16 protein-coding genes and 1 pseudogene are annotated in these 18,168 nt (G+C 72.7%); 6 read left to right on the top strand and 11 right to left on the bottom strand.

Features of this window, described 5'->3' with window-relative positions; all coding sequences use genetic code 11:
- Positions 1 to 58: 58 nt before the first annotated feature.
- A complete protein-coding gene (locus tag FNH09_RS34375) occupies positions 59 to 844 on the bottom strand; it encodes a protein phosphatase 2C domain-containing protein (RefSeq protein WP_152893808.1) in 786 nt (261 codons plus the stop codon).
- A 412-nt stretch (positions 845 to 1,256) separates the two neighbouring features.
- Here FNH09_RS34375 and FNH09_RS34370 point away from each other — a divergent pair, with 412 nt between their 5' ends.
- The 5 genes from FNH09_RS34370 to FNH09_RS34350 all read left to right on the top strand — a co-directional run bounded on the left by FNH09_RS34370 (position 1,257) and on the right by FNH09_RS34350 (position 7,395).
- A complete protein-coding gene (locus tag FNH09_RS34370; RefSeq protein ID WP_338017775.1) occupies positions 1,257 to 4,376 on the top strand; it encodes a sensor histidine kinase in 3,120 nt (1,039 codons plus the stop codon).
- Positions 4,373 to 4,876, top strand: a complete 504-nt coding sequence (locus FNH09_RS34365; protein WP_152893807.1) for a roadblock/LC7 domain-containing protein — start codon at positions 4,373 to 4,375, stop codon at positions 4,874 to 4,876. The genes FNH09_RS34370 and FNH09_RS34365 overlap by 4 nt, the downstream gene beginning before the upstream one ends.
- Positions 4,873 to 5,334 (top strand): DUF742 domain-containing protein, encoded by a 462-nt coding sequence (locus tag FNH09_RS34360; protein ID WP_152893806.1) that lies wholly within the window; start codon positions 4,873 to 4,875, stop codon positions 5,332 to 5,334. The genes FNH09_RS34365 and FNH09_RS34360 overlap by 4 nt, the downstream gene beginning before the upstream one ends.
- Complete coding sequence (locus tag FNH09_RS34355; RefSeq protein ID WP_162469531.1) at positions 5,315 to 5,956, top strand: ATP/GTP-binding protein; 642 nt, start codon at positions 5,315 to 5,317, stop codon at positions 5,954 to 5,956. Before FNH09_RS34360 ends, FNH09_RS34355 begins: the two co-directional genes overlap by 20 nt.
- A 185-nt stretch (positions 5,957 to 6,141) precedes the next feature.
- A complete protein-coding gene (locus FNH09_RS34350) occupies positions 6,142 to 7,395 on the top strand; it encodes a styrene monooxygenase/indole monooxygenase family protein (RefSeq protein WP_152893805.1) in 1,254 nt (417 codons plus the stop codon).
- A 66-nt stretch (positions 7,396 to 7,461) separates the two neighbouring features.
- On the opposite strand, the gene FNH09_RS34345 is transcribed toward FNH09_RS34350, so the two are convergent.
- From FNH09_RS34345 to FNH09_RS34300, 10 genes are all read right to left on the bottom strand, one after another.
- Entirely contained in the window at positions 7,462 to 8,850 is a 1,389-nt protein-coding gene (locus FNH09_RS34345) for an NlpC/P60 family protein (RefSeq protein WP_162469530.1), read from the bottom strand.
- A gap of 235 nt (positions 8,851 to 9,085) precedes the next feature.
- On the bottom strand, positions 9,086 to 9,409 hold the full coding sequence (locus FNH09_RS34340; protein WP_152893803.1) for a hypothetical protein: 324 nt from the start codon (positions 9,407 to 9,409) through the stop codon (positions 9,086 to 9,088).
- Positions 9,402 to 10,058, bottom strand: coding sequence for a TetR/AcrR family transcriptional regulator (locus tag FNH09_RS34335; protein ID WP_152893802.1), 657 nt, complete (start codon positions 10,056 to 10,058; stop codon positions 9,402 to 9,404). Before FNH09_RS34335 ends, FNH09_RS34340 begins: the two co-directional genes overlap by 8 nt.
- A gap of 93 nt (positions 10,059 to 10,151) precedes the next feature.
- Positions 10,152 to 11,090: an AurF N-oxygenase family protein gene (locus FNH09_RS34330; RefSeq protein WP_152893801.1), complete on the bottom strand. Its 939-nt coding sequence runs from the start codon at positions 11,088 to 11,090 to the stop codon at positions 10,152 to 10,154.
- Positions 11,091 to 11,227: 137 nt separating this feature from the next.
- Complete coding sequence (locus FNH09_RS34325; protein WP_152893800.1) at positions 11,228 to 11,764, bottom strand: DUF3291 domain-containing protein; 537 nt, start codon at positions 11,762 to 11,764, stop codon at positions 11,228 to 11,230.
- Between the two features lie 92 nt (positions 11,765 to 11,856).
- Positions 11,857 to 13,314: a penicillin-binding transpeptidase domain-containing protein gene (locus tag FNH09_RS34320; protein WP_162469528.1), complete on the bottom strand. Its 1,458-nt coding sequence runs from the start codon at positions 13,312 to 13,314 to the stop codon at positions 11,857 to 11,859.
- Positions 13,315 to 13,368: 54 nt separating this feature from the next.
- On the bottom strand, positions 13,369 to 14,742 hold the full coding sequence (locus FNH09_RS34315) for an FtsW/RodA/SpoVE family cell cycle protein (RefSeq protein ID WP_152893799.1): 1,374 nt from the start codon (positions 14,740 to 14,742) through the stop codon (positions 13,369 to 13,371).
- 333 nt (positions 14,743 to 15,075) lie between these two features.
- Positions 15,076 to 16,356, bottom strand: a complete 1,281-nt coding sequence (locus FNH09_RS34310; RefSeq protein ID WP_152893798.1) for a sensor histidine kinase — start codon at positions 16,354 to 16,356, stop codon at positions 15,076 to 15,078.
- The gene (locus FNH09_RS34305) at positions 16,353 to 17,159 is read right to left on the bottom strand and encodes a hypothetical protein (RefSeq protein ID WP_162469527.1); all 807 of its coding nucleotides are present in this window, start codon (positions 17,157 to 17,159) and stop codon (positions 16,353 to 16,355) included. Before FNH09_RS34305 ends, FNH09_RS34310 begins: the two co-directional genes overlap by 4 nt.
- Positions 17,160 to 17,346: 187 nt before the next feature.
- Positions 17,347 to 17,853, bottom strand: coding sequence for a protein-tyrosine phosphatase family protein (locus FNH09_RS34300; RefSeq protein WP_152893797.1), 507 nt, complete (start codon positions 17,851 to 17,853; stop codon positions 17,347 to 17,349).
- 116 nt (positions 17,854 to 17,969) lie between these two features.
- Between FNH09_RS34300 and FNH09_RS34295 the strand changes: the two are divergent.
- Positions 17,970 to 18,168, top strand: a pseudogene (locus FNH09_RS34295) (NERD domain-containing protein); the annotation flags it as partial.

Raw genomic sequence — 18,168 nt, 5'->3', positions numbered from 1 at the left:
CCCATCGCCCCCCTGCGCCCCGCGCACCTCCTGCGCCCCGCGCTCCCACGGTGACCGCCTAGAACTCCACGTACACGACCGTCGCGTCGTCGTGCGTCTTGCCGCGGCCCAGGAACCGGCGGTCGCCGTCCGCTCTCTCCAGCGTCCGCACCCGCTCCACCAGGGTCCCCGGCCCCTCCTTCCGGACAAGAGCGAGGCAGTCCGCCCAGTCGCCCGCCCGGAACTTCTCCACCCAGCGCGCGGCGCCGTCCGTCAGCGCGGCCAGCGCGCGGACCTCGGCGCGGGGCACGGTGCCGGTCACGGCGCGGGCGGCCACGGCCGGATCGGCCGCCGCGGTGAAGAAGCCGCCCTCCTTGTTGCGGACGGTCGAGTCCACCACCGCGTCGGTGGCGAGCGAGGCGCGCGGCAGCCGGGCGATGCGGTCGTCCAGGACCGGGGTGACCGTCCCGTCGGGGGACCGGAGCAGCAGCACCGAGTCGGAGAGCACCAGGTACGCGACCGTCTCCGGCGACCAGCGGGCGAGGGCCACGGTTGCCTGCGGCGTACGCGGGTGAGAAAGGTCACAGGTGTCCGCGTGGGCCGAGGCGGTACGGGCGATGGCGCGGGCGAGGATCTCGGTCAGCGGGACATCGGTGAGGGAAATGATCATTTCGGTCAGGGCACCCCCGAGACGTGCCGTGTACCAGGGGACCGAATGCAGACAGCCCGTCGCGCTCCGTGGTGGTGTCACGCCGTCCAGGACGACGAGTGCGCCACCTTGCCCGGATGCGGGTAGTCCGATGCTCGCGAAGTCCTCGTTGGGGCGGTCCTGTTGACCGGGCTCCGAGACAAGTTCCGTACGCATTCGGCCAGTCTGCACCACCTCTTCACAACTTGCGCGAAAGGGCGGCATCGGCCGCCGGATCGGCGCACCGGCGCAGGTCAACCGCCTGATTTGAGGCGGAATGACATACTCCGGGAAGGTGCGGCGGCGAATCCTGTCAAAGCCCGCCGCCCACGTCCAACCGGCCCACCGCGCACGGCTGCCGCGGGCGCCGGGGGAACTTGCCCACCAACTCCCCTCCGATGTTCACTCCTTCGGGTGGCGGGTCAGGTGATGCCGGACCGCTGCCCACCGGCACTGGGAGGGTCGGGAGCCGGTTGAGGGGTGCCCCCCCCTGCTCGGGTGAAGCCGAGAATGCGGGGGAGGTTGTACGAGCCGATTGACGGAACGTCATCCGGACCCATGGGTACACGAGTCAGGAATGCGAGCACCGGTGCAGAAGACGCGGCCTCGGCGCGCAGACAAGAAGTCGGCCTCCGAAGGGGGCGCGCAGAGCTCCTCCGTCGGCAAGGGCCGTCCCACCCACGTACGTAACCGGCTGATCGTCGCGGTGGCCGTCGTGGCCGCGGCCATAGCCGCGGCCGGAGCCCCGTCGGTGCTGGCCGCCTCGGGTCGGCTCAAGGACTCCCAGGATCTGGTGACGCTGGCCGGCCAGACCCAGGACGCACTGGTGCTGGCCCACTCGCTCGCCGACGAACGGGACGAGATCACCTCCTACGTCGCGGCCGGGCGGCCCAAGTCCAAGGCGCCGACCGAGGACCGCAGCGCCCGGGTCGACCGGCTGCTGGAGGAGCTGCGCGCCGATCCGGACGTACCGGCCTCGCTGCGCGCGGACCTCGACGATGTCGCGGCCGTACGCAGAGCGGCGCTCACCGGCAAGAGCAGTGCTCTCGAAACGCACGGTGCGTACTCCTCCGCCATCACCGAACTCCACCGCCTCGCCGAGCGCCTCGCCGACCGGATGCCCACCCGCGCGGGCGCCGGCGCGCACGCCCTCGCCGAGCTCGACTCCGCCGTCCAGCAGGCGGCGGCGGCCCGCGGACTGCTGCTGGCCGCGCTGAACGTGCCGACCAGCACCGAGTCCGTCTACAACCCCGCCACCGGCCTGACGGACACGGTCCCGGTCTCCTCCGGCGCCGACACCAAGCAGCGCGACGCCCTCACCGCCGCCGCCCAGCAGGCCCGGGTGCGCTCCGACGCGGCCCTCGCCGACTTCCACGAGACCGCGCCGAAGGCGACCGTCGACACCTACGACTCGACGGTCACCGGCCCCGAGGTCGACTCCGCCGACAAGTACCTGGCCCGCCTCACCGACCAGCCGGAGCTGTCCGACAGCGAGCTCGCCACCAGCGTCAAGAAGCTCGACGCGGCGCTCACCGCCCGGGTCGAGCTGATGCGCGGCGCGGAGTCCTCGCTCTACGACCACCGCACCAAGGACCTGGGCCTGCTGCGCGACGACGACGTCACCGCGCTGGAGATCCGCGTCGCCGTGCTCGGCGTGCTGATGCTGGTCGCCGTCGGTGTCGCCACCGGTATGGCACGCTCCCTGACCCGGCCGCTGTCCGCGCTGCGCCGCGGCTCGGCCCGGCTCGCGGAGACGGCGGACCTCGTCGCCGAGGAACCCGTCAAGTTCATCGGCCGCAACGACGAGTTCGCCCAGGTCGTGCGGTCCGTCAACGCCCTGCACGCGCACGCGGTCGCCCTCCAGGAACGCATCACCACCCTGGAGACCGACCGCAAGCACCTCGTCGGCCAGCGCCAGAAGATGGCCGACGCCCGCGAGGAGCTGCGCTCCGAGCTCACCGGCTCCGCCGCCCAGCTGGAGCGGCTGCGCACCAGCATCGGCGGCTCCTTCGTCAACCTCGCGCTGCGCACCCTGGGCCTCGTCGAGCGGCAGCTCGCGGTCATCGAGGGCCTGGAGGAGCGCGAGCAGGACCCGGACCGGCTGGCCACCCTCTTCAAGCTCGACCACTTCGCCACGGTCATGCGCCGGCACAGCGAGAACCTCCTGGTGCTGGCCGGCACCGAACACGTCCAGCAGCACGCCGGGCCCGTCCCGCTCGTCGACGTCGTACGGGCGGCGGTCAGCGAGATCGAGCGCTACGAGCGCGTCCGCATCGCCGCGGTGCCGCCGCACGCGCACGTCGTCGGCTTCGCGGCCGACGACCTCTCGCACCTGCTGGCCGAACTCATGGAGAACGCCACCTCGTTCTCCCCGCCGGACGTGCCCGTGGAGGTCTCCGCCTGGCTCCTGGAGAACGGCGAGGTCATGCTCTCCGTCCAGGACGAGGGCATCGGCACCACCGAGGAGCGGCTGACCCGCCTCAACGCCCGGCTCGCCGACTTCGACCCGGCGTCGCCCTACGACCAGGAGGGCGAGGACGGTCTCGGGCTCGGCCTGTACGTCGTGGCCCGGCTGGCCCACCGGCACAACGTGCGCGTGCAGCTGCGGGCGCAGAAGCAGGGCGGCATCGCGGCCGTGGTGGCCCTTCCGCAGACGCTGTTCGCGACGGCCTCGCCGGCCGCCGTCCCGTCGGCCAGGTCGTCGGCCGGCGGTGCGCAGGGCTACGCGCTGCCGGGCGCCGACGCGGAGGCCAACTCCAACGTCCTGCACGGCCGTTCGGCGGCCAAGGACCCACTGGTGGCCCTGGCGGAGCAGGCGGTACGAGCCTCCGCCGACGACGAGACGGACGTACCGGCGTTGGACGCGCCGCAGGCGGACGTACCGCAGGCGGACGTACCGCAGGCGGACGTACCGCAGACCGGCGTGCCGCAAGCCGAGGCGCCGCAGGCGGAGGCACCGCGGGCGGACGCACCCGGCACGGACGTGCCGGAGGCGGCCGCACCGGAGGCCGACGCGCCGCTCGCCTCGGCGGCGGAACCCGCCCAGGCTCCCGCGCAGGACCGGGTCCCCGCGCAGGCACGACCCGGCCCGCCCGCCGAGTCCCTCGCCGAGACCACGATGGAGCTGTTCATCCCGGCTCCCTCGGCCGAACCGGAGCCGGCACCGGCCCCCGAGCGGCCCGCGGCCGCCGAACCCGCCGTCCCGGCCGCGCCCGCCGAGCCTGTCGCGCCCGTCGAGCCTGTCGCGCCCGCGGTCCCGGCCGCGCCCGCCGCCGGTCCGGCCGTCGACCCCTACGCCATCGGCCCCGACAGCCACCAGCGCACCCCGGACGAGACCGAGGAGCCTGTCACCAGCAAGGGGCTGCCCAAGCGCACCCCGAAGGTCACCGCGCCCGCCTCGGGACCGAGGCAGCGCAGCGGCTCCGTCGACGCCGAGGCGCTGCGTCGCCGCCTCGGTGGCTTCCGCCGGGGGGCGGAGGCCGGCCACCGCGAGGTGGCGGCGGAGATCGCGGAGCAGACCGGCCGCAACGAGATCCCGACCGCGGCGGCCGCGCGACCCGCGGAACCGGCAGCGCCTGCCCGACCGGCAGTGCCTGCCCGACCAGCAGCACCGGCTACACCAGCGACACCGGCTACACCAGCGACACCCGCACGGAACGCAGTTGGCGATGACGCCACGGGGGGCACAGTCGAGGAGGCAAGCAGTTGACCGCCACCAGTACCTTCGGCCTGAGCAGTGAGGCCCGGAACCTGCACTGGCTGCTGACGAACCTCGTGGAGGAGGTGCCAGGCATCCAGTCCGTCGCGGTGGTCTCCTCCGACGGCCTGCTGCTGCTGTCCTCCGACCCCGGCCGCAACGCCGAGGCCCGCGAGACCTTCGACGACAAGCCCAAGGGGCCACGCGGCTCCTCCGCCGACCTCGCCACCATCGTCTCCGGCATCGGCAGCCTCACCATCGGCGCCGCCAAGCTGATGGACTTCGGCACGGTCAAGCACTCCATGGTCGCCATGGAGGAGGGCAGCCTGTTCGTGATGTCGATCAGCGACGGCTCACTGCTCGGCGTCCACGGAGCCGCGGAGTGCGACATGAGCGTGGTGGCGTACCACATGGCGCTCTTCGTCGGCCGGGCCGGTCACGTCCTGACCCCCGAACTCCGCAGCGAGCTGCGGAAATCCCTGGAGGGCGAGCCGACGGGGAGTGGCCGATGAGCACCGCACCCCGCAACTCCAGGCCGCATCTCCCGGTCCGCGGCGGCGACCGCAAGGTGGCCCGCGTACGCCCCTACTCGCTGACCGGCGGCCGTACCCGCTTCGGCCATGTCCTCCTCGTCGAGACGTTCGTGGCGAGCACCGCCGCGATCGAGGCTCCGCAGGAGCGCAAGGAACTGACGAGCGGCACCCCGCACGCGCTGAGCCTCGGGGCGGGCCCCCTCAGCGCCCGGGTCATGCCGGAGATGCTGGCCATCGTCGAACTGTGCCGCCGGATGCGTACGGTGGCCGAGATCGCCGCGCTGCTGAGCATGCCGCTCGGTGTGGTCCGGGTCCTGCTGAGCGACCTCGCGGACCAGGGAAAGATCCGTGTGTACGGAACCGGAACCGGTCACGGCGTCGGCCGGCCTGACCGCGCTCTGCTGGAAAGGGTGCTGAGTGGACTCCGTCGTCTCTGACGCCGCCGCCTCGGGCGGCACCTCGTTCGTCGAGCCCGACGAACCGTCGCAGCCCTGGCAGACGGACCGGACGCGCGCCCCGATCGCGACGAAGATCGTGATCGCGGGCGGCTTCGGGGTCGGCAAGACCACGCTGGTCACCGCCGTCTCGGAGATCACGCCCCTCCAGACGGAGGCGCTGATGACCGAGGCGAGCGAGGAGACCGACGACCTCACCGACACCCCCGGCAAGCTGACCACCACCGTGGCCATGGACTTCGGCCGCATCACGCTCGACGACGACCTGGTGCTCTACCTGTTCGGCACGCCGGGCCAGCAGCGGTTCTGGTTCATGTGGGACGACCTGGTGCGGGGCGCGATCGGCGCGGTCGTCCTGGCCGACACCCGTCGCCTGAAGGACTGCTTCCCGGCGCTGGACTACTTCGAGAGCTGCGGGCTGCCGTACGTCGTCGCGGTCAACCACTTCGACGACTCGGAGAGTTTTGAACCCGAGGACGTTCGGGAGGCGTTGACGATCGCCGAGCACATCCCCGTGCTGATCATGGACGCCCGTCGGCGGGTGTCGGTGATCGAGTCCCTGCTGGCGCTGGTGGGCCACGCACTCGCCGAAACCCCCGAGTAGCCCCGAGCGAGCCGGGCGGTTCCCGGGCAATCCCCAGCAGTCCCCGAGCAGTTCTTCGCGGCCCGACGGCCGACCCCGGCGGTCCCGCCGTCCGGCCGCTGTGCGCAGTATCGAACGGCACCGGCACCGGCCGGTTCCGTGCGTCCCGAGTCCTGAGCAGTCGTGATAGAGGAGCCACCACCCGCATGCGGAAGATACTCGTCGTCGGAGCCGGCCAGTCCGGTCTCCAGCTCGCCCTCGGACTCCAGTCGCACGGGTACGAGGTCACCCTGATGTCCAACCGGACCGCGGACGAGATCCGCTCCGGCCGGGTCATGTCGACCCAGTGCATGTTCCACACGGCACTTCAGCACGAGCGCGACCTCCAGCTGAACTTCTGGGAGTCGCAGGCCCCGAGGATCGAGGGCCTCGGTGTCTCGGTCGCGGCCCCCGGCTCGTTCGACCCGGGCCCCTCGCAGCGGGCGATCGACTGGGTGGGCAAGCTGGACGGCTACGCCCAGTCGGTCGACCAGCGGGTGAAGATGGCCGGCTGGATGGAGACCTTCGTCCAGCGCGGCGGCCAGCTGGTCATCCACGGCGTGGCGGTCGGCGACCTCGACTACTTCTCCCGCGCCTACGACCTCGTCCTCGTCTCGGCGGGCAAGGGCGAACTGGTGTCGATGTTCGGCCGGGACGCCTCCCGCTCCCCCTACAGCACGCCGCAGCGCGCCCTCGCCGTGTCGTACGTACACGGCCTGGGCCCGCGCCCGGAGCACCCGGAGTTCGACGCGGTCCGCTGCAACCTGGTCCCCGGGGTCGGCGAGCTGTTCGTCATGCCGACGCTGACCACCTCCGGTCGCGCGGACATCCTGTTCTGGGAGGGCATACCCGGCGGCCCGCTCGACGCCTTCGCCGGCGTCAAGGACCCGGCCGAGCACCTCGCCCTGACCCTGGCGCTGATGGAGAAGTTCACGCCCTGGGAGTACGCGCGGGCGACCAAGGCGGAGCTCACCGACGCGGGCGGCACGCTCGCCGGCCGGTACGCCCCGACCGTCCGCAACCCCATCGGCCGCCTCCCCGGCGGTGGCCTGGTCCTGGGCGTGGCCGACGTAGTGGTCGCCAACGACCCGATCACCGGCCAGGGTTCCAACTCGGCGTCCAAGTGCGCGGCCGCGTACCTCGCCGCGATCCTCGAACACGAGGACAAGCCGTTCGACGAGATGTGGATGCAGTCGGCCTTCGACCGCTACTGGAACACCGCCCAGCACGTCACCAAGTGGACCAACGCGATGCTCGCCCCGCCGCCGGAGCACATCCTCAACCTCATCGGCGCCGCCGGCCAGCTCCAGCCGGTCGCCGACCGCTTCGCCAACGCCTTCAACGACCCGGCCGACTTCGAGAACTTCTTCTACGACCCCGAGAAGACGGGCGCGTACCTGGCCTCGGTCGCCGGGGCCTGACCGGCGGACACACCGGTCGCGGGTCCCCGACACGCTGTCGGGGACCCGCCCCTCGGCCCCGCCCGCCTACCGGACGGACGGCTTCGGCACGGACGCCGGTGGCGCGGACGGTTGCGAGGCGGACGGCTGTGACGCCGCCAGTCGCGGGGCCGCCGACTGCGGTGCGGACGGTCGCGGGGCGGACGGCTGTGATGCCGCCGGTCGCGGGGCCGCCGGCTGCGGTGCGGACGGCTGCGGGGCCGCCGGTTGTGCGGCCGTCGGCCGGGGGGCCGTCGCCGGGGCGTATCCCTCGTCCTTGCCGTCGAGGGCGTGGACGGGGAGTTCCGGCGGCGTGTAGCGCGGCAGCGGCGTGCCCGCGGGATCGGGCCGTACGGCGCCCAGCACCGGGTTGGCGGCCAGCGGGGAGACCTTCACCCGCGCGCCGGGACGGGGCGCCTGGACCACCATGCCGTGGCCGAGATACATCGCCACATGGGTCGCCTCCGGGAAATAGACGACGAGGTCGCCGGGGCGCAGCTCGGTGAGCGGGATCCGGGGCAGCCGCGCCCACTGCTCCTGACTGGTCCGCGGAATCACCGTCCCGGCGTCCTGCCAGGCCCGCGAGGTCAGCCCGGAGCAGTCGTACGACTTCGGGCCCTCCGCGCCCCACTCGTACGGCTTCCCGAGCTGCCGCACGGCATAGCGCACCGCCTCCTCGCCCTCCTGCGTCGGCGTCCGCTCGACGGCCGTGCCGAGCGCGCCCGAGGTGATCAGCTCGTCCTGCGCCTTCGCGATCCCGGTCCGCTCGAACTCGGCCAGCTCGGTCAGCTGCTCGGCGCTGAGCGAGGCGATCAGCTTCTCGACGGCCGCGAGCCGCCTGTGCACGTCGTCGCGGTCCTTCTTGCGCCGTTCGGCGAGGGCGCGCTGGGTGTAGAAGGCGGTACGTGCCTTGCGGGCCAGGTCACGGCTTCTGCGCTCGTTCCCGGTCAGCCGCCCCACCGTCTCCGTCCGCTCGCGGGCCAGCCGTCCGATCACATGGCCCTCGTCGAGCGCGTGCTGCGGGTCGCGGGCGAGCAGCAGGCGCAGGTACGGGGAGATGTCGTTGCTGCCCTGGTACTGCTGACGGGCCAGCCGTGCCGCCTCGACCCTGCTCTCGTCCAGCGACAGCCGCGCCCGGTCCAGCTCGGCGTCCAGCCGGCCGGCCCGGGTGCTCTGCTTCTTCAGCTGCTCCTCGGTGGCGTTGTAGGTCTCGGTGGCCTTCTCCGTCGCCCGGTAGAGCTGTTGAAGGTCCGTCAGCAGCTCGGCGACGGAACGTTTCTCGGAACTTGCGGTGGCCGTCCCGGGACTTGCGGTGGTCGTCCCGGGGCCTGCGGTGGCTGCCCCGGGGCCGGGGAGGGCCGCCACGGACTGGGGTGCGAGGGCGAGCTGGGCGGCGGCCGCCGCCGTACAGGCCAGACGCAGAAACCTTCCTGACACCTCATCACCTCCGGCGCGGGGCAGGCGGCCGGTCCGCCCGTCTCCGTACCGTGATGATCAGATAACCCTGCGTGTTTCAGGTACCGAGTGTGCGCGGACCGGCGCAACGAGGTCACCCGTACGGGTCGTCCGGCTTGCCGTCCGGCGTGGTGTGTGGATTGCCGCCGGGCGGGCGTACGGCCGCGGGCGCGCACGGGGGAGCGGGGTGTCCCGCCCGGCAGGCGAACCGCAGGTCCTAGGCGCCCGGGGTGGTGTCCGGCCGAGTGTCCGGGGTGGTGTCCGGCTTGGACCAGGGCCATTTCGGGCGGCCGCTCTGCTTTCCCTCCGGGTCGAACGTGTACTTCCACCCCTGGTGCAGTCCGAGCAGCTTGCCCTGCCCCCGGGGCACGCGCCGGTAGACCAGCACGGTGGGCGCGCCGCCGGCCGCGTCCGGCACGGGGATGCGGTACGTCTTCGGCGGATGCCCGGTGGGCCCGAGCAGCACGGGCAGGACGCGCCCGTCCATGGGGCCGCCCTCGAAGGGGGTGTCTTGGCTCTTCACGGCACCAGTGTCAGTCATCCGCCCCGAGGACGGCACGCACGAGCGCCTCGGTCTGCGGGTCCCGCCGGGCGGTGACCGTCAGGACGGCGACGAACTGCTCCACGAGCCAGTCCCGCAGCTCGTCGACGGGCGGTTCCTTGTTCTCGTCCAGCCAGATGAGCGAGGCCGCCTCCACCGCGGTGATCCACATCCGGACCGTCATCCGCAGCCGGGGGCCGGGGTCGCTGACGCCGAGGTGGCTGAGGATGTGCTCGGCGGCGGCCCGGCGCACCCCGTCCACGATGGCGGTGGTCCGGGACGTCTCCACCACGCTTCCGCCCTGGAGCAGCGCGCTGAACCCGGCGTCGTGCTGGTCGACGAAGGCGAGATAGCGGTCCAGGGCGCGGGACAGCCGGGGCAGCAGCGGGCCCTGCCGGGGCTCGTCGAAGCAGAGCCGCAGCTCGTCGGCGGCGGACCTGAGGGCGGCCTCGTAGAGCTGTTGCTTGCCGCCCGGGAAGTACCGGTACACCAGCGGGCGCGAGACCCCGGCCGCCTCCGCCACGTCGTCCAGCGACACCTCCTCCGGCGCCCGGTGCGCGAAGAGGGACAGCGCGGAGTCGAGGAGCTGACTGCGACGCTCCTCGACGCTCAGGCGACGGTAGGCGGGGGTGGGCGCTGAGGGGGTCATGACCGGCAGGGTAATCGCTGCCCGGGCCGGCCACCGGTCCCCGGCCCGGTCATCGGCTCCGGCCCGGCCACCGGTCCCCGGTCCCGCCGTCCGTCAGGCCAGCAGCCCCGAGGACTTCCACAGCCGGCGTCCCACGCCGCGCAGCACCCCGATGTCGTCGAGGAAGTCCGTCAGCCGCTTCGCTCCCGTCTGCATGATCTCCCGCCGGTGCCCGCTGGCCTTCACCTGGGCGATCGCCTCCCGCCTGTCGAGCCCCACATTCGTGTAGACCTCGGGATTGACGAAGGCGACCGAGAACACCCGGGCGAACTCGCCCGAGGTGACCCGGGTGAACTCCTGGGACCACCGCGGCGCGGTCACCATCTGCCGCCGCAGCTCCTCGCGGGCGTAGCGCACGTGCCGCGCCTCCTCCACCACATGGATCCGCGTCACGCCCCGGACCAGCGGCTGCACCCGCTCGTCGGGGAAGGTCAGCCGCTGCATCCAGTCCAGGACCTCCTCGCCGAGCAGCGTCGCCGTGAACGATCCGGGCGTGGTGGAGATCGTCTTGAACACCCGTCCGAGCTGCTGGTGTCCGCGGCTGACCGGGTACCAGGGCGTGTCGCCCCGCTCGATCAGCCGCGCGAACATCTTCGAGTGCCGGCACTCGTCCTCGATCTCGGTCAGCGCGTACCGCACGTGCGCGCTCGTCGCCGCCTTGTCGTAGATGTGCCGGACCAGCAGCTGCATCAGGATGATCTCGAACCAGATGCCGAGCGAGGCGAGCGCGGCCGCCTCGTGCCGGGACAGCAGGATCCGCTGCTCCTCGCTCATCCGCTGCCACATCGGCGTGCCGTACAGGCTCAGCAGCTCCGGCGGCCAGAACCACTTGCCGTCCTCGAACGGCGCGTCCCAGTCCAGTTCCCGGTCCGGGTCGAAGGAGTGCTTGGCGGACGACGCGAGCAGGCGTTCGGCCACCTGCTCGCGGTCCTTGAGGAGCCCGAGCGCGTCACGCAGACCGTCGAGTGCGTCGGCTTCCGTCAGGGTCGTCATGGCTCTTCCACCTCGTTACCGGGGGTCACGTCTACCGAACTTATGAGACTGCCTGTCAGCAAGGTCGTCAATCCCTTGCGCAGCACTTGTTGACTCGGTGTCTACGTGTGGACCCGCGAGGTGGGTCGCCTATCGGGCTAGACCGGGCAGTCCAGACCTTCCGGGGCCGACCGCCCCGTCGACTCCTCCGGCTCCGGCAGCGGTGCCGCCGTCTGCGGCGGGAACGTCGTCCGCAGGGTGAACGCGTACGGCGTCGCCCCGTGCGCCCGCAGGTGCCGCAGCCGGTCCTCGGCCTCCGCGACGGTCGGCCGGTGGCCCGCCGGGACCCACCACAGGGTCGCCATGGCCTCCTGGACCCGCTCGAACCACTCGCGGCGCCGGGCCAGCAGCTCCCGGTGCCGTCCCTGGTACATGAAGGCGGTCAGCGCGTCGGTGTCGCGCCACACGGACATGTTGACGATCAGCCACTCGTCCCCGAAGACGGGGATGTCCGTTGCGTCCCCCGACTCGCTCGCCAGTCGCCAGACGAACCCGCCGGCGGTGTCGGCGGTGGCGTTCACCGGATCGAGGGCGTCGACGAAGTCCTTCAACTCAGGGGAATCCAGCGGGAATTTGAGGCGGGCGATGTTGACCTGGGCGAGTTCGTACACGGTGTTCTCCGTGGCTTCAGTCATGAGTGAAAGGTAGGACGGACCTGTACCGCCCCAGTACCCCCGTCTCACCCACCGAACGCGGCTCGCCCGGACGCCGCCCGCCCGGGCACCGCTCACCCGGACAGCACCGCCCGCATCACGTCCCGCGCGATCGGCGCCGCGTCCCCGCCCCCGCTGATCTCCCCGCGGTTCGCCGACGCGTCCTCCACCACCACCGCGACCGCGACCTTCGGCTCCGGATCCTGCTCGCCCTGCGCCCATGACACGAACCAGGCATACGGAATGCCGGAGTTGCCCAGGCCGTGCTGCGCGGTGCCGGTCTTGCCGCCGACCGTCGCGCCGGGGATCGCCGCGTTCGTACCGGTGCCGTCCTCGACCACGTCGGTCATCAGCTCCCGCATCCGCTCCGCGGTCGCCGGCTGCATCACCTGCCGTGCGGGGCGCGAACCCGCCGTCGACACCGTGCCCCCGTCGCGGCTGGTGGTCCGCTCCACCAGATACGGCGGCCGCAGCCGGCCCCCGTTCGCCACCGCCGCCGCGACCATCGCCATCTGGAGCGGCGTGGCCCGCGTGTTGTACTGGCCGATCGACGACAGCGCGAGCTGCGCCCGGTCCACACTGGTGTCGAAGGTGCTGGTCGCCGCCGAGAACGGGATCCGCACCCCGGTGTCGTTGAAGCCGAAGGCCTGCGCGGTCCCCACCATGTCGCGCGCCCCCACGTCCACCCCGAGTTTCGCGAAGACCGTGTTGCACGACCACTTGAACGCCTCCCGCAGTGAGGCGTCCTGGCAGCCGTCGCCCTCGTTCGTCAGCCAGGTGCGCGTCCCGGGCAGGGTGTACGGGTCGGGGGAGTCGGTCTGCGCGTCCATGTCGGTGACCACGCCCGCGTCCAGCGCCGCCGCCGCGGTGACCACCTTGAAGGTCGAACCCGGCGGATATGTCTGGCGCACCGCGCGGTTGAGCATCGGCTTGTCCGGGTCGCGGTTCAGCCGCTCCCAGGCCGCCTTCGTCGCCGGCCGGTTGCCCGACAGCTCCGCCGGGTCGTACGAGGGCGCGGAGACCAGCGCCAGGATCCGCCCGGTCGCCGGCTCGATCGCCGCCACCGCGCCCTTGCGCCCGGCCAGTCCCACGTACGCCGCCCGCTGCGCCGCCGGGTCGATGGTGGTGACGACCTTGCCGCCGGGCGGCAGGCCTCGGGTCAGGTCGCTCCACAGCGGGAACGGCGCGAGCAGCGGGTCGGTGCCCGCCAGCACCCCGTCCTCGGCGTGCTCCAGCAGGGTCGTGCCGTACTCCTGGGAGGCGAAGCCGGTGATGGGCGCGTACAGCGGGCCGTCGTTGTAGGTGCGTTCGTAGCGCAGCTGCTCGCCGGTGTCCCGGGAGCCGGTGACCGGCTCGCCGCCGACCAGGATGTCGCCGCGCGGCTGTCCGTAACGGGCGATCGTGGCACGGCGGTTGGCCGTGCTTCCGTCGTAGGGACCGGCCTGGAAGACCTGCACCCGCAGGGCGTTGACGAGCAGCGCGACCAGCAGCAGGACGCAGAAGGCCGCCGCGTGCCGGATGTACTTGGTCACGGCGCCACCCGACCGTCGTAGTCGGTCACGGCGCCACCCGACCGTCGTAGTCGGTCACGGCGCCACCTGACCGTCGTACTGGCTGCGGGCCGAGTCGCTGACCCGGATCAGCAGCGCCACGATCGCCCAGTTGGTCACCACCGACGAGCCGCCCTGCGCCAGGAACGGCATCGCCATGCCGGTCAGCGGGATCAGACCGGTCACCCCGCCCGCGATGACGAACACCTGGAGCGCCACGATCGAGGCGAGGCCGACCGCGAGCAGCCGCCCGAACGGCTCGCGCAGGGCGAGGCCGGCCCGGTAGCCGCGCTCCACCAGCAGCCCGTAGAGGATGAAGATCGCGGAGAGTCCGACCAGGCCCAGCTCCTCGCCCGCCGTGGCCAGGATGAAGTCCGACTTGGCCGCGAAGCCGATCAGGATGGAGTGCCCGAGGCCCAGGCCCGACCCGAGCACCCCGCCGGCCGCGAACGCGAACAGGGACTGCGCCAGCTGGTTCGGTCCCAGGCCCGCCTCGATCGTCGCGAACGGGTCCAGCCAGTCCTCGACCCTGCCGTGCACGTGCGGCTCCAGCCGGCCGACGGCGACCGCGCCGAGCGACGCGAGCAGCAGGCCGACCGCGATCCAGCCGGTGCGGCCGGTGGCGACGTACAGCAGCACCACGAACAGGCCGAAGAACAGCAGCGAGGTGCCGAGATCGCGCTCCAGGACCAGCACGCCCACGCTCAGCAGCCAGATGGTCAGGATCGGGCCGAGCACCCGCCCGGTGGGCAGCTGGATCCTCCGGAACCGCCACACCGGACGGCCCGTGTAGGCGAGGGCGTTGCGGTTGTCGGCCAGGTACGCGGCGAAGAACACCGCCAGCAGCACCTTCGCGAACTCGCTCGGTTGGATGGAGAATCCGGCGATCCGGACCCAGATGCGGGCGCCGTTCAGGGCCGGGAAGAAGATCGGGAGCGTCAGCAGGGCGAGAGCGGCGACGACACAGACGTAGGCGTACCGCTGGAGCACGCGGTGGTCGCGCAGCAGCAGGGCGACCGCGATGAACAGGGCCACGCCGAGCGTCGACCACACCAGCTGGGTCGGCGCGGCCCGGTCGCCCGGGGTCTCCAGGTCGAGGCGGTAGATCAGCACCAGCCCCAGCCCGTTGAGCAGCACCCCGATGGGCAGCAACAGGGGGTCGGCGTACGGCGCCCGCAGCCGCACCGCCACATGCGCCAGCAGGGCGAGCACGCCGAGTCCGGCGCCGTATTTCGCGGCCCCGGGCGGTACGGCGCCGTGCCGGGCCAGGCCGACGGCGCAGTAGCCGTACACGGACAGCAGTACGGCGACGACGATGAGGGCCAGCTCGATGCCGCGGCGCCGGGGGAGGCGCACCACGCGGGCGGGGTCCCGGGCGGGCGCGGCGGTCGCTGTTCCGGCCGGCGTCATGTCCGGAACATGCCTATGCGCAGGGCGATTTCCGACTTGCCCGGAGTCAGTGCCGACACGCTGCGGACCCGAGGTGACCGATGCGGCGGACCGGTCCCCCGGACCGGGTGCCGACCGCGGGGACCGGAGTGAGGCGGACGGGAGCGGAGCGCACGGACATCCGGGTACCTCCGTGAGAGGGCGGGGGAAGGGCAGGGAACGGGCAGGGAACGGGCGAGGAATGAGCGCGAAGCTCGCTGATCGCCACATTTCACTGATCGCCACATTAGGAGCGGCGTGTCGCCGACGCCCGTCACGATGCGCCATCGGGGAGCGCACGTGATCGCGGCCCGTTCAGTCCTGGCCGGTGCCCTCCGGTGCCGGTGCCAGGGGAAGCGTCAGCCGGGCCAGCGCCCCGCCGTCCGGGGCGTTGGCGAACTCCAGCCGGGCACCCAGCACCTCGGACTGGCCCAGCGCGATGGTCAGGCCGAGGCCGTGCCCCTTCGCCCCGCCCTCCGTACGGAACCGCTGGGGCCCATGGGCCACCAGGTACTCCGGATAGCCGTCGCCGTGGTCCCGCACGGTGACGACCGGCCCGTCCACGGTCAGCACCACCGGCGTCCGCCCGTGCCGGTGCCCGTTCGCCACGAGGTTGCCCAGCACCCGCTCCAGCCGCCGCCGGTCGGTCTCCACGCGCGCGTCCCGCACGACCCTGACCTCCGTGACCGTGCCGGAGCCGCGCACCACCCGCTCGGCCAGCGCGCCCAGCTCCTCGGTGTCCGCCTCCAGCCGCTCCCGCCCGGTGTCCAGCCGCGAGATCTCCAGCAGGTCCTCGGTGAGCGTGCGCAGCGCCGCCACCCGGTCGCGCACCAGTTCCGTCGGCCGTCCGGGAGGCAGCAGCTCGGCCGCCGCGTGCAGACCCGTCAGCGGGGTGCGCAGCTCGTGTGCCACGTCCGCGGTGAACCGCTGCTCGCTCAGCAGCTTGCTCTGCAACGACGACGCCATCGTGTCCAGCGCCACGGCGACCGCGGCCACCTCGTCCTGCGGCTGCGTCAGGTCCTTCACCCGGGGGTCGTCCACCCGCGCGTCCAGGTCGCCCGCGCTGATCCTGCGGGCCACCCGCGCCGTGGCGTGCAGCCGCCGCGCCACCCGCGTCACCGCGAACGCCCCCACCAGCACCGTCGCCCCGATCGCCAGCCCGGACGACCACAGGATCGCCCGGTCCAGGCCCTCGATGGTGCGCGCCTGCTGGGCGTAGTCGACCTCGACGGCCAGCGCCCGGCCGCCGTCGGCGGGGCCGGCCGCCCACATCGAGGGACGGCCGTGGTGATCGGCGACCATCGTGCCGCGCTCCCCGTGTGCCGCCAGCGTCCGCAGCGACGTGGGCAGCCCCTCGGGGTCGACGGCGGCGCCCGGCAGCAGCGAGTCCCCGGCCTCGTACGCCTGGGTCGCGTCCGTCAGCCGGGCCAGCGCGAGGTCGCGGGCCTGGCCGACGGTCTGGTCGGTCACCTGGACGTGCACCAGGATGCCGAGCAGCGCGGCGAGCGCGCAGCACATCACGATGATGAACACCGCGGCCTTCACCGCCAGGGTCCCGGCCCACTGCGGCAGCCGCACCGAGCTCAGCACACTCATGACGTGCTCGACGACAGGGCGGCGGAGGGGACGGCCGGCGGCGGTGTCGGCACGGCGGACGACGGCCGGGCGGACCGCGACGCGGCGGAGTGCCTGGGGGAAGGCGACCTCCCGCCGGTGCGGAGCATCTCGTCGTGCGTCAGCAGCATCGCCTTCTGCTGCGCGTCCCAGGTCCACTGGAGGCGGTACTCGTACCCGGCGACCTCCGACGGCGAACGGACTATCACGGACCGACCGGCCAGCTCGACCGCGCTCAGGGCGTCCTCGTACGACATCACCTGCACCAGCCGGTGCTTCTCGACGGTGTAGACGCGTACGGCGGTCAGCTCGCCGGGCAGCAGCCGGAAGCCCAGCGTCAGGTCGTCGTGCCCGTCGCCGGTCAGGTCCCGGTAGTACGGCTGGAGCAGCGGGCAGCCCTTCGGCTGCGCCCAGGTCCCGGTCTGCCTGCCCTCGACACAGTCGGCCAGCGCGCTCGCCGTCCCGTGGTAGCGCGCCCCGGCGCCCGCGTAGTCGCCGGGGTCGGACGCGATCTCCGCCCGTACGACCGCCACCGGATCCACCTTGCGGATGTCGTCGCCCGGCACGGCGACGCCCTTCACGGTCTTCGTCTCCGCCTCGTCGAAGTCGAACGCCGGCGACGAGGCGGGCGGCAGATCCGGCCACAGCCGGGCCGGGCTGTTCGCGGTCGGGGTCGCCCCGGCTGCACGCAGCCCGCCGGCGTCGCCGCAGGCCGTCGCGGTCGCCGACAGGACGACGACGGCGAGGACGGCGAGGACGGTACGGGTGGGTCGGCTGAGGCGCACGGCACTCCTGCGGCTGATGACGACGAGGCCCCGTACACCTTATTCATATGAAAATTCATCTTGCTCGGCCGGTGGCCCGAGCGAGCCCGCGCAGCCCCGTCCCGCGCAGCCCCGTCCCACGCTGCTTCGTTTCGTGCTGCCCTGTCCCGGGCTGCTCCGCCGGCGTCGTGGTCCGTCCGCGAGGTGCTCACTCGGCGAGGTCCTCCAGCAGGCGGGCCGTCGGCAGCCCGGCCCGCAGGTACGCGACGAACAGTTCGTTGTGCAGCGCCCAGGGCGAGCGCCGGGAACGTATCAGCCTGATCGCCTCGTCGGCCGAGTGCCCGCGGCGGACCAGCGCGTGCGCCACGACGAGCCCCGAGCGGTTGTAGCCGTGATAGCAGCGGACCAGGACCCTGCGCCCCTCGTCCAGTGCCTCGCTGGCGGCCTGCGCCAGCCGCATCACACCCGCGAGCTGCGTCCCGTCCAGGGGACCGTCCGGGATGGGCCACACATGGTGCTCGACCCCGGCGTCGGGACCGTGCCCCGGCAGCCGCAGCAGCGTCTGCACGAGGTCGAACTCGTCCCGTACGACCGCGAGTTCCAGATGCCCGGCACGGCTCCGGAACTCGTGCCCGCCCATCCACAGCCCCGGCACGATCTCGCTCCACGGGTTCTGCGGTGCGGGCACCCCGGGTTGCTTGCCGCGAGTCCGCAACGGTGCCCTCCCGACCGTCAGGCCAACTCCGACCGCCAGGCCGACTCCGTCAAAGGTAGCCGGGTTCTTGCCCCTGGAGCACCCCGCCTGTTCCCATGGTCGGGGGGTGATGGCGCATGAGCGGACTGCGCGTCGTACCGACCTGGCGACACGGCCGGGAACAGCTGTACGTCCGTCTCCCTGACGGCCGGAACATCGCCTGGTACGACCGTGAGGCGGCCCGGGTCAACCTGCTCAGCGAGGACCGCAGGGACGACGTGCTCCAGGCCCTGGCGCCCTTCCTGACCGGGCCCGTCGCGGTGGGCCCGCCCCCGG

It is taken from the genome of Streptomyces adustus (assembly GCF_009377175.1).
GTDB classification, from domain to species: domain Bacteria; phylum Actinomycetota; class Actinomycetes; order Streptomycetales; family Streptomycetaceae; genus Streptomyces; species Streptomyces adustus.
The sequence above is the reverse complement of the archived record's forward strand: the minus strand, read 5'-3'. Positions and strand labels throughout refer to the sequence as shown.

Excerpts from the sequence above, each read along its gene's own strand:
- FNH09_RS34335 (WP_152893802.1), bottom strand. The coding sequence starts at position 10,058 with ATGACCCCCTCAGCGCCCACCCCCGCCTACCGTCGCCTGAGCGTCGAG.
- FNH09_RS34360 (WP_152893806.1), top strand. The coding sequence starts at position 4,873 with ATGAGCACCGCACCCCGCAACTCCAGGCCGCATCTCCCGGTCCGCGGC.
- FNH09_RS34350 (WP_152893805.1), top strand. The coding sequence starts at position 6,142 with ATGCGGAAGATACTCGTCGTCGGAGCCGGCCAGTCCGGTCTCCAGCTC.
- FNH09_RS34375 (WP_152893808.1), bottom strand. The coding sequence starts at position 844 with ATGCGTACGGAACTTGTCTCGGAGCCCGGTCAACAGGACCGCCCCAAC.
- FNH09_RS34325 (WP_152893800.1), bottom strand. The coding sequence starts at position 11,764 with ATGACTGAAGCCACGGAGAACACCGTGTACGAACTCGCCCAGGTCAAC.
- FNH09_RS34340 (WP_152893803.1), bottom strand. The coding sequence starts at position 9,409 with ATGACTGACACTGGTGCCGTGAAGAGCCAAGACACCCCCTTCGAGGGC.
- FNH09_RS34315 (WP_152893799.1), bottom strand. The coding sequence starts at position 14,742 with ATGACGCCGGCCGGAACAGCGACCGCCGCGCCCGCCCGGGACCCCGCC.
- FNH09_RS34330 (WP_152893801.1), bottom strand. The coding sequence starts at position 11,090 with ATGACGACCCTGACGGAAGCCGACGCACTCGACGGTCTGCGTGACGCG.
- FNH09_RS34310 (WP_152893798.1), bottom strand. The coding sequence starts at position 16,356 with ATGAGTGTGCTGAGCTCGGTGCGGCTGCCGCAGTGGGCCGGGACCCTG.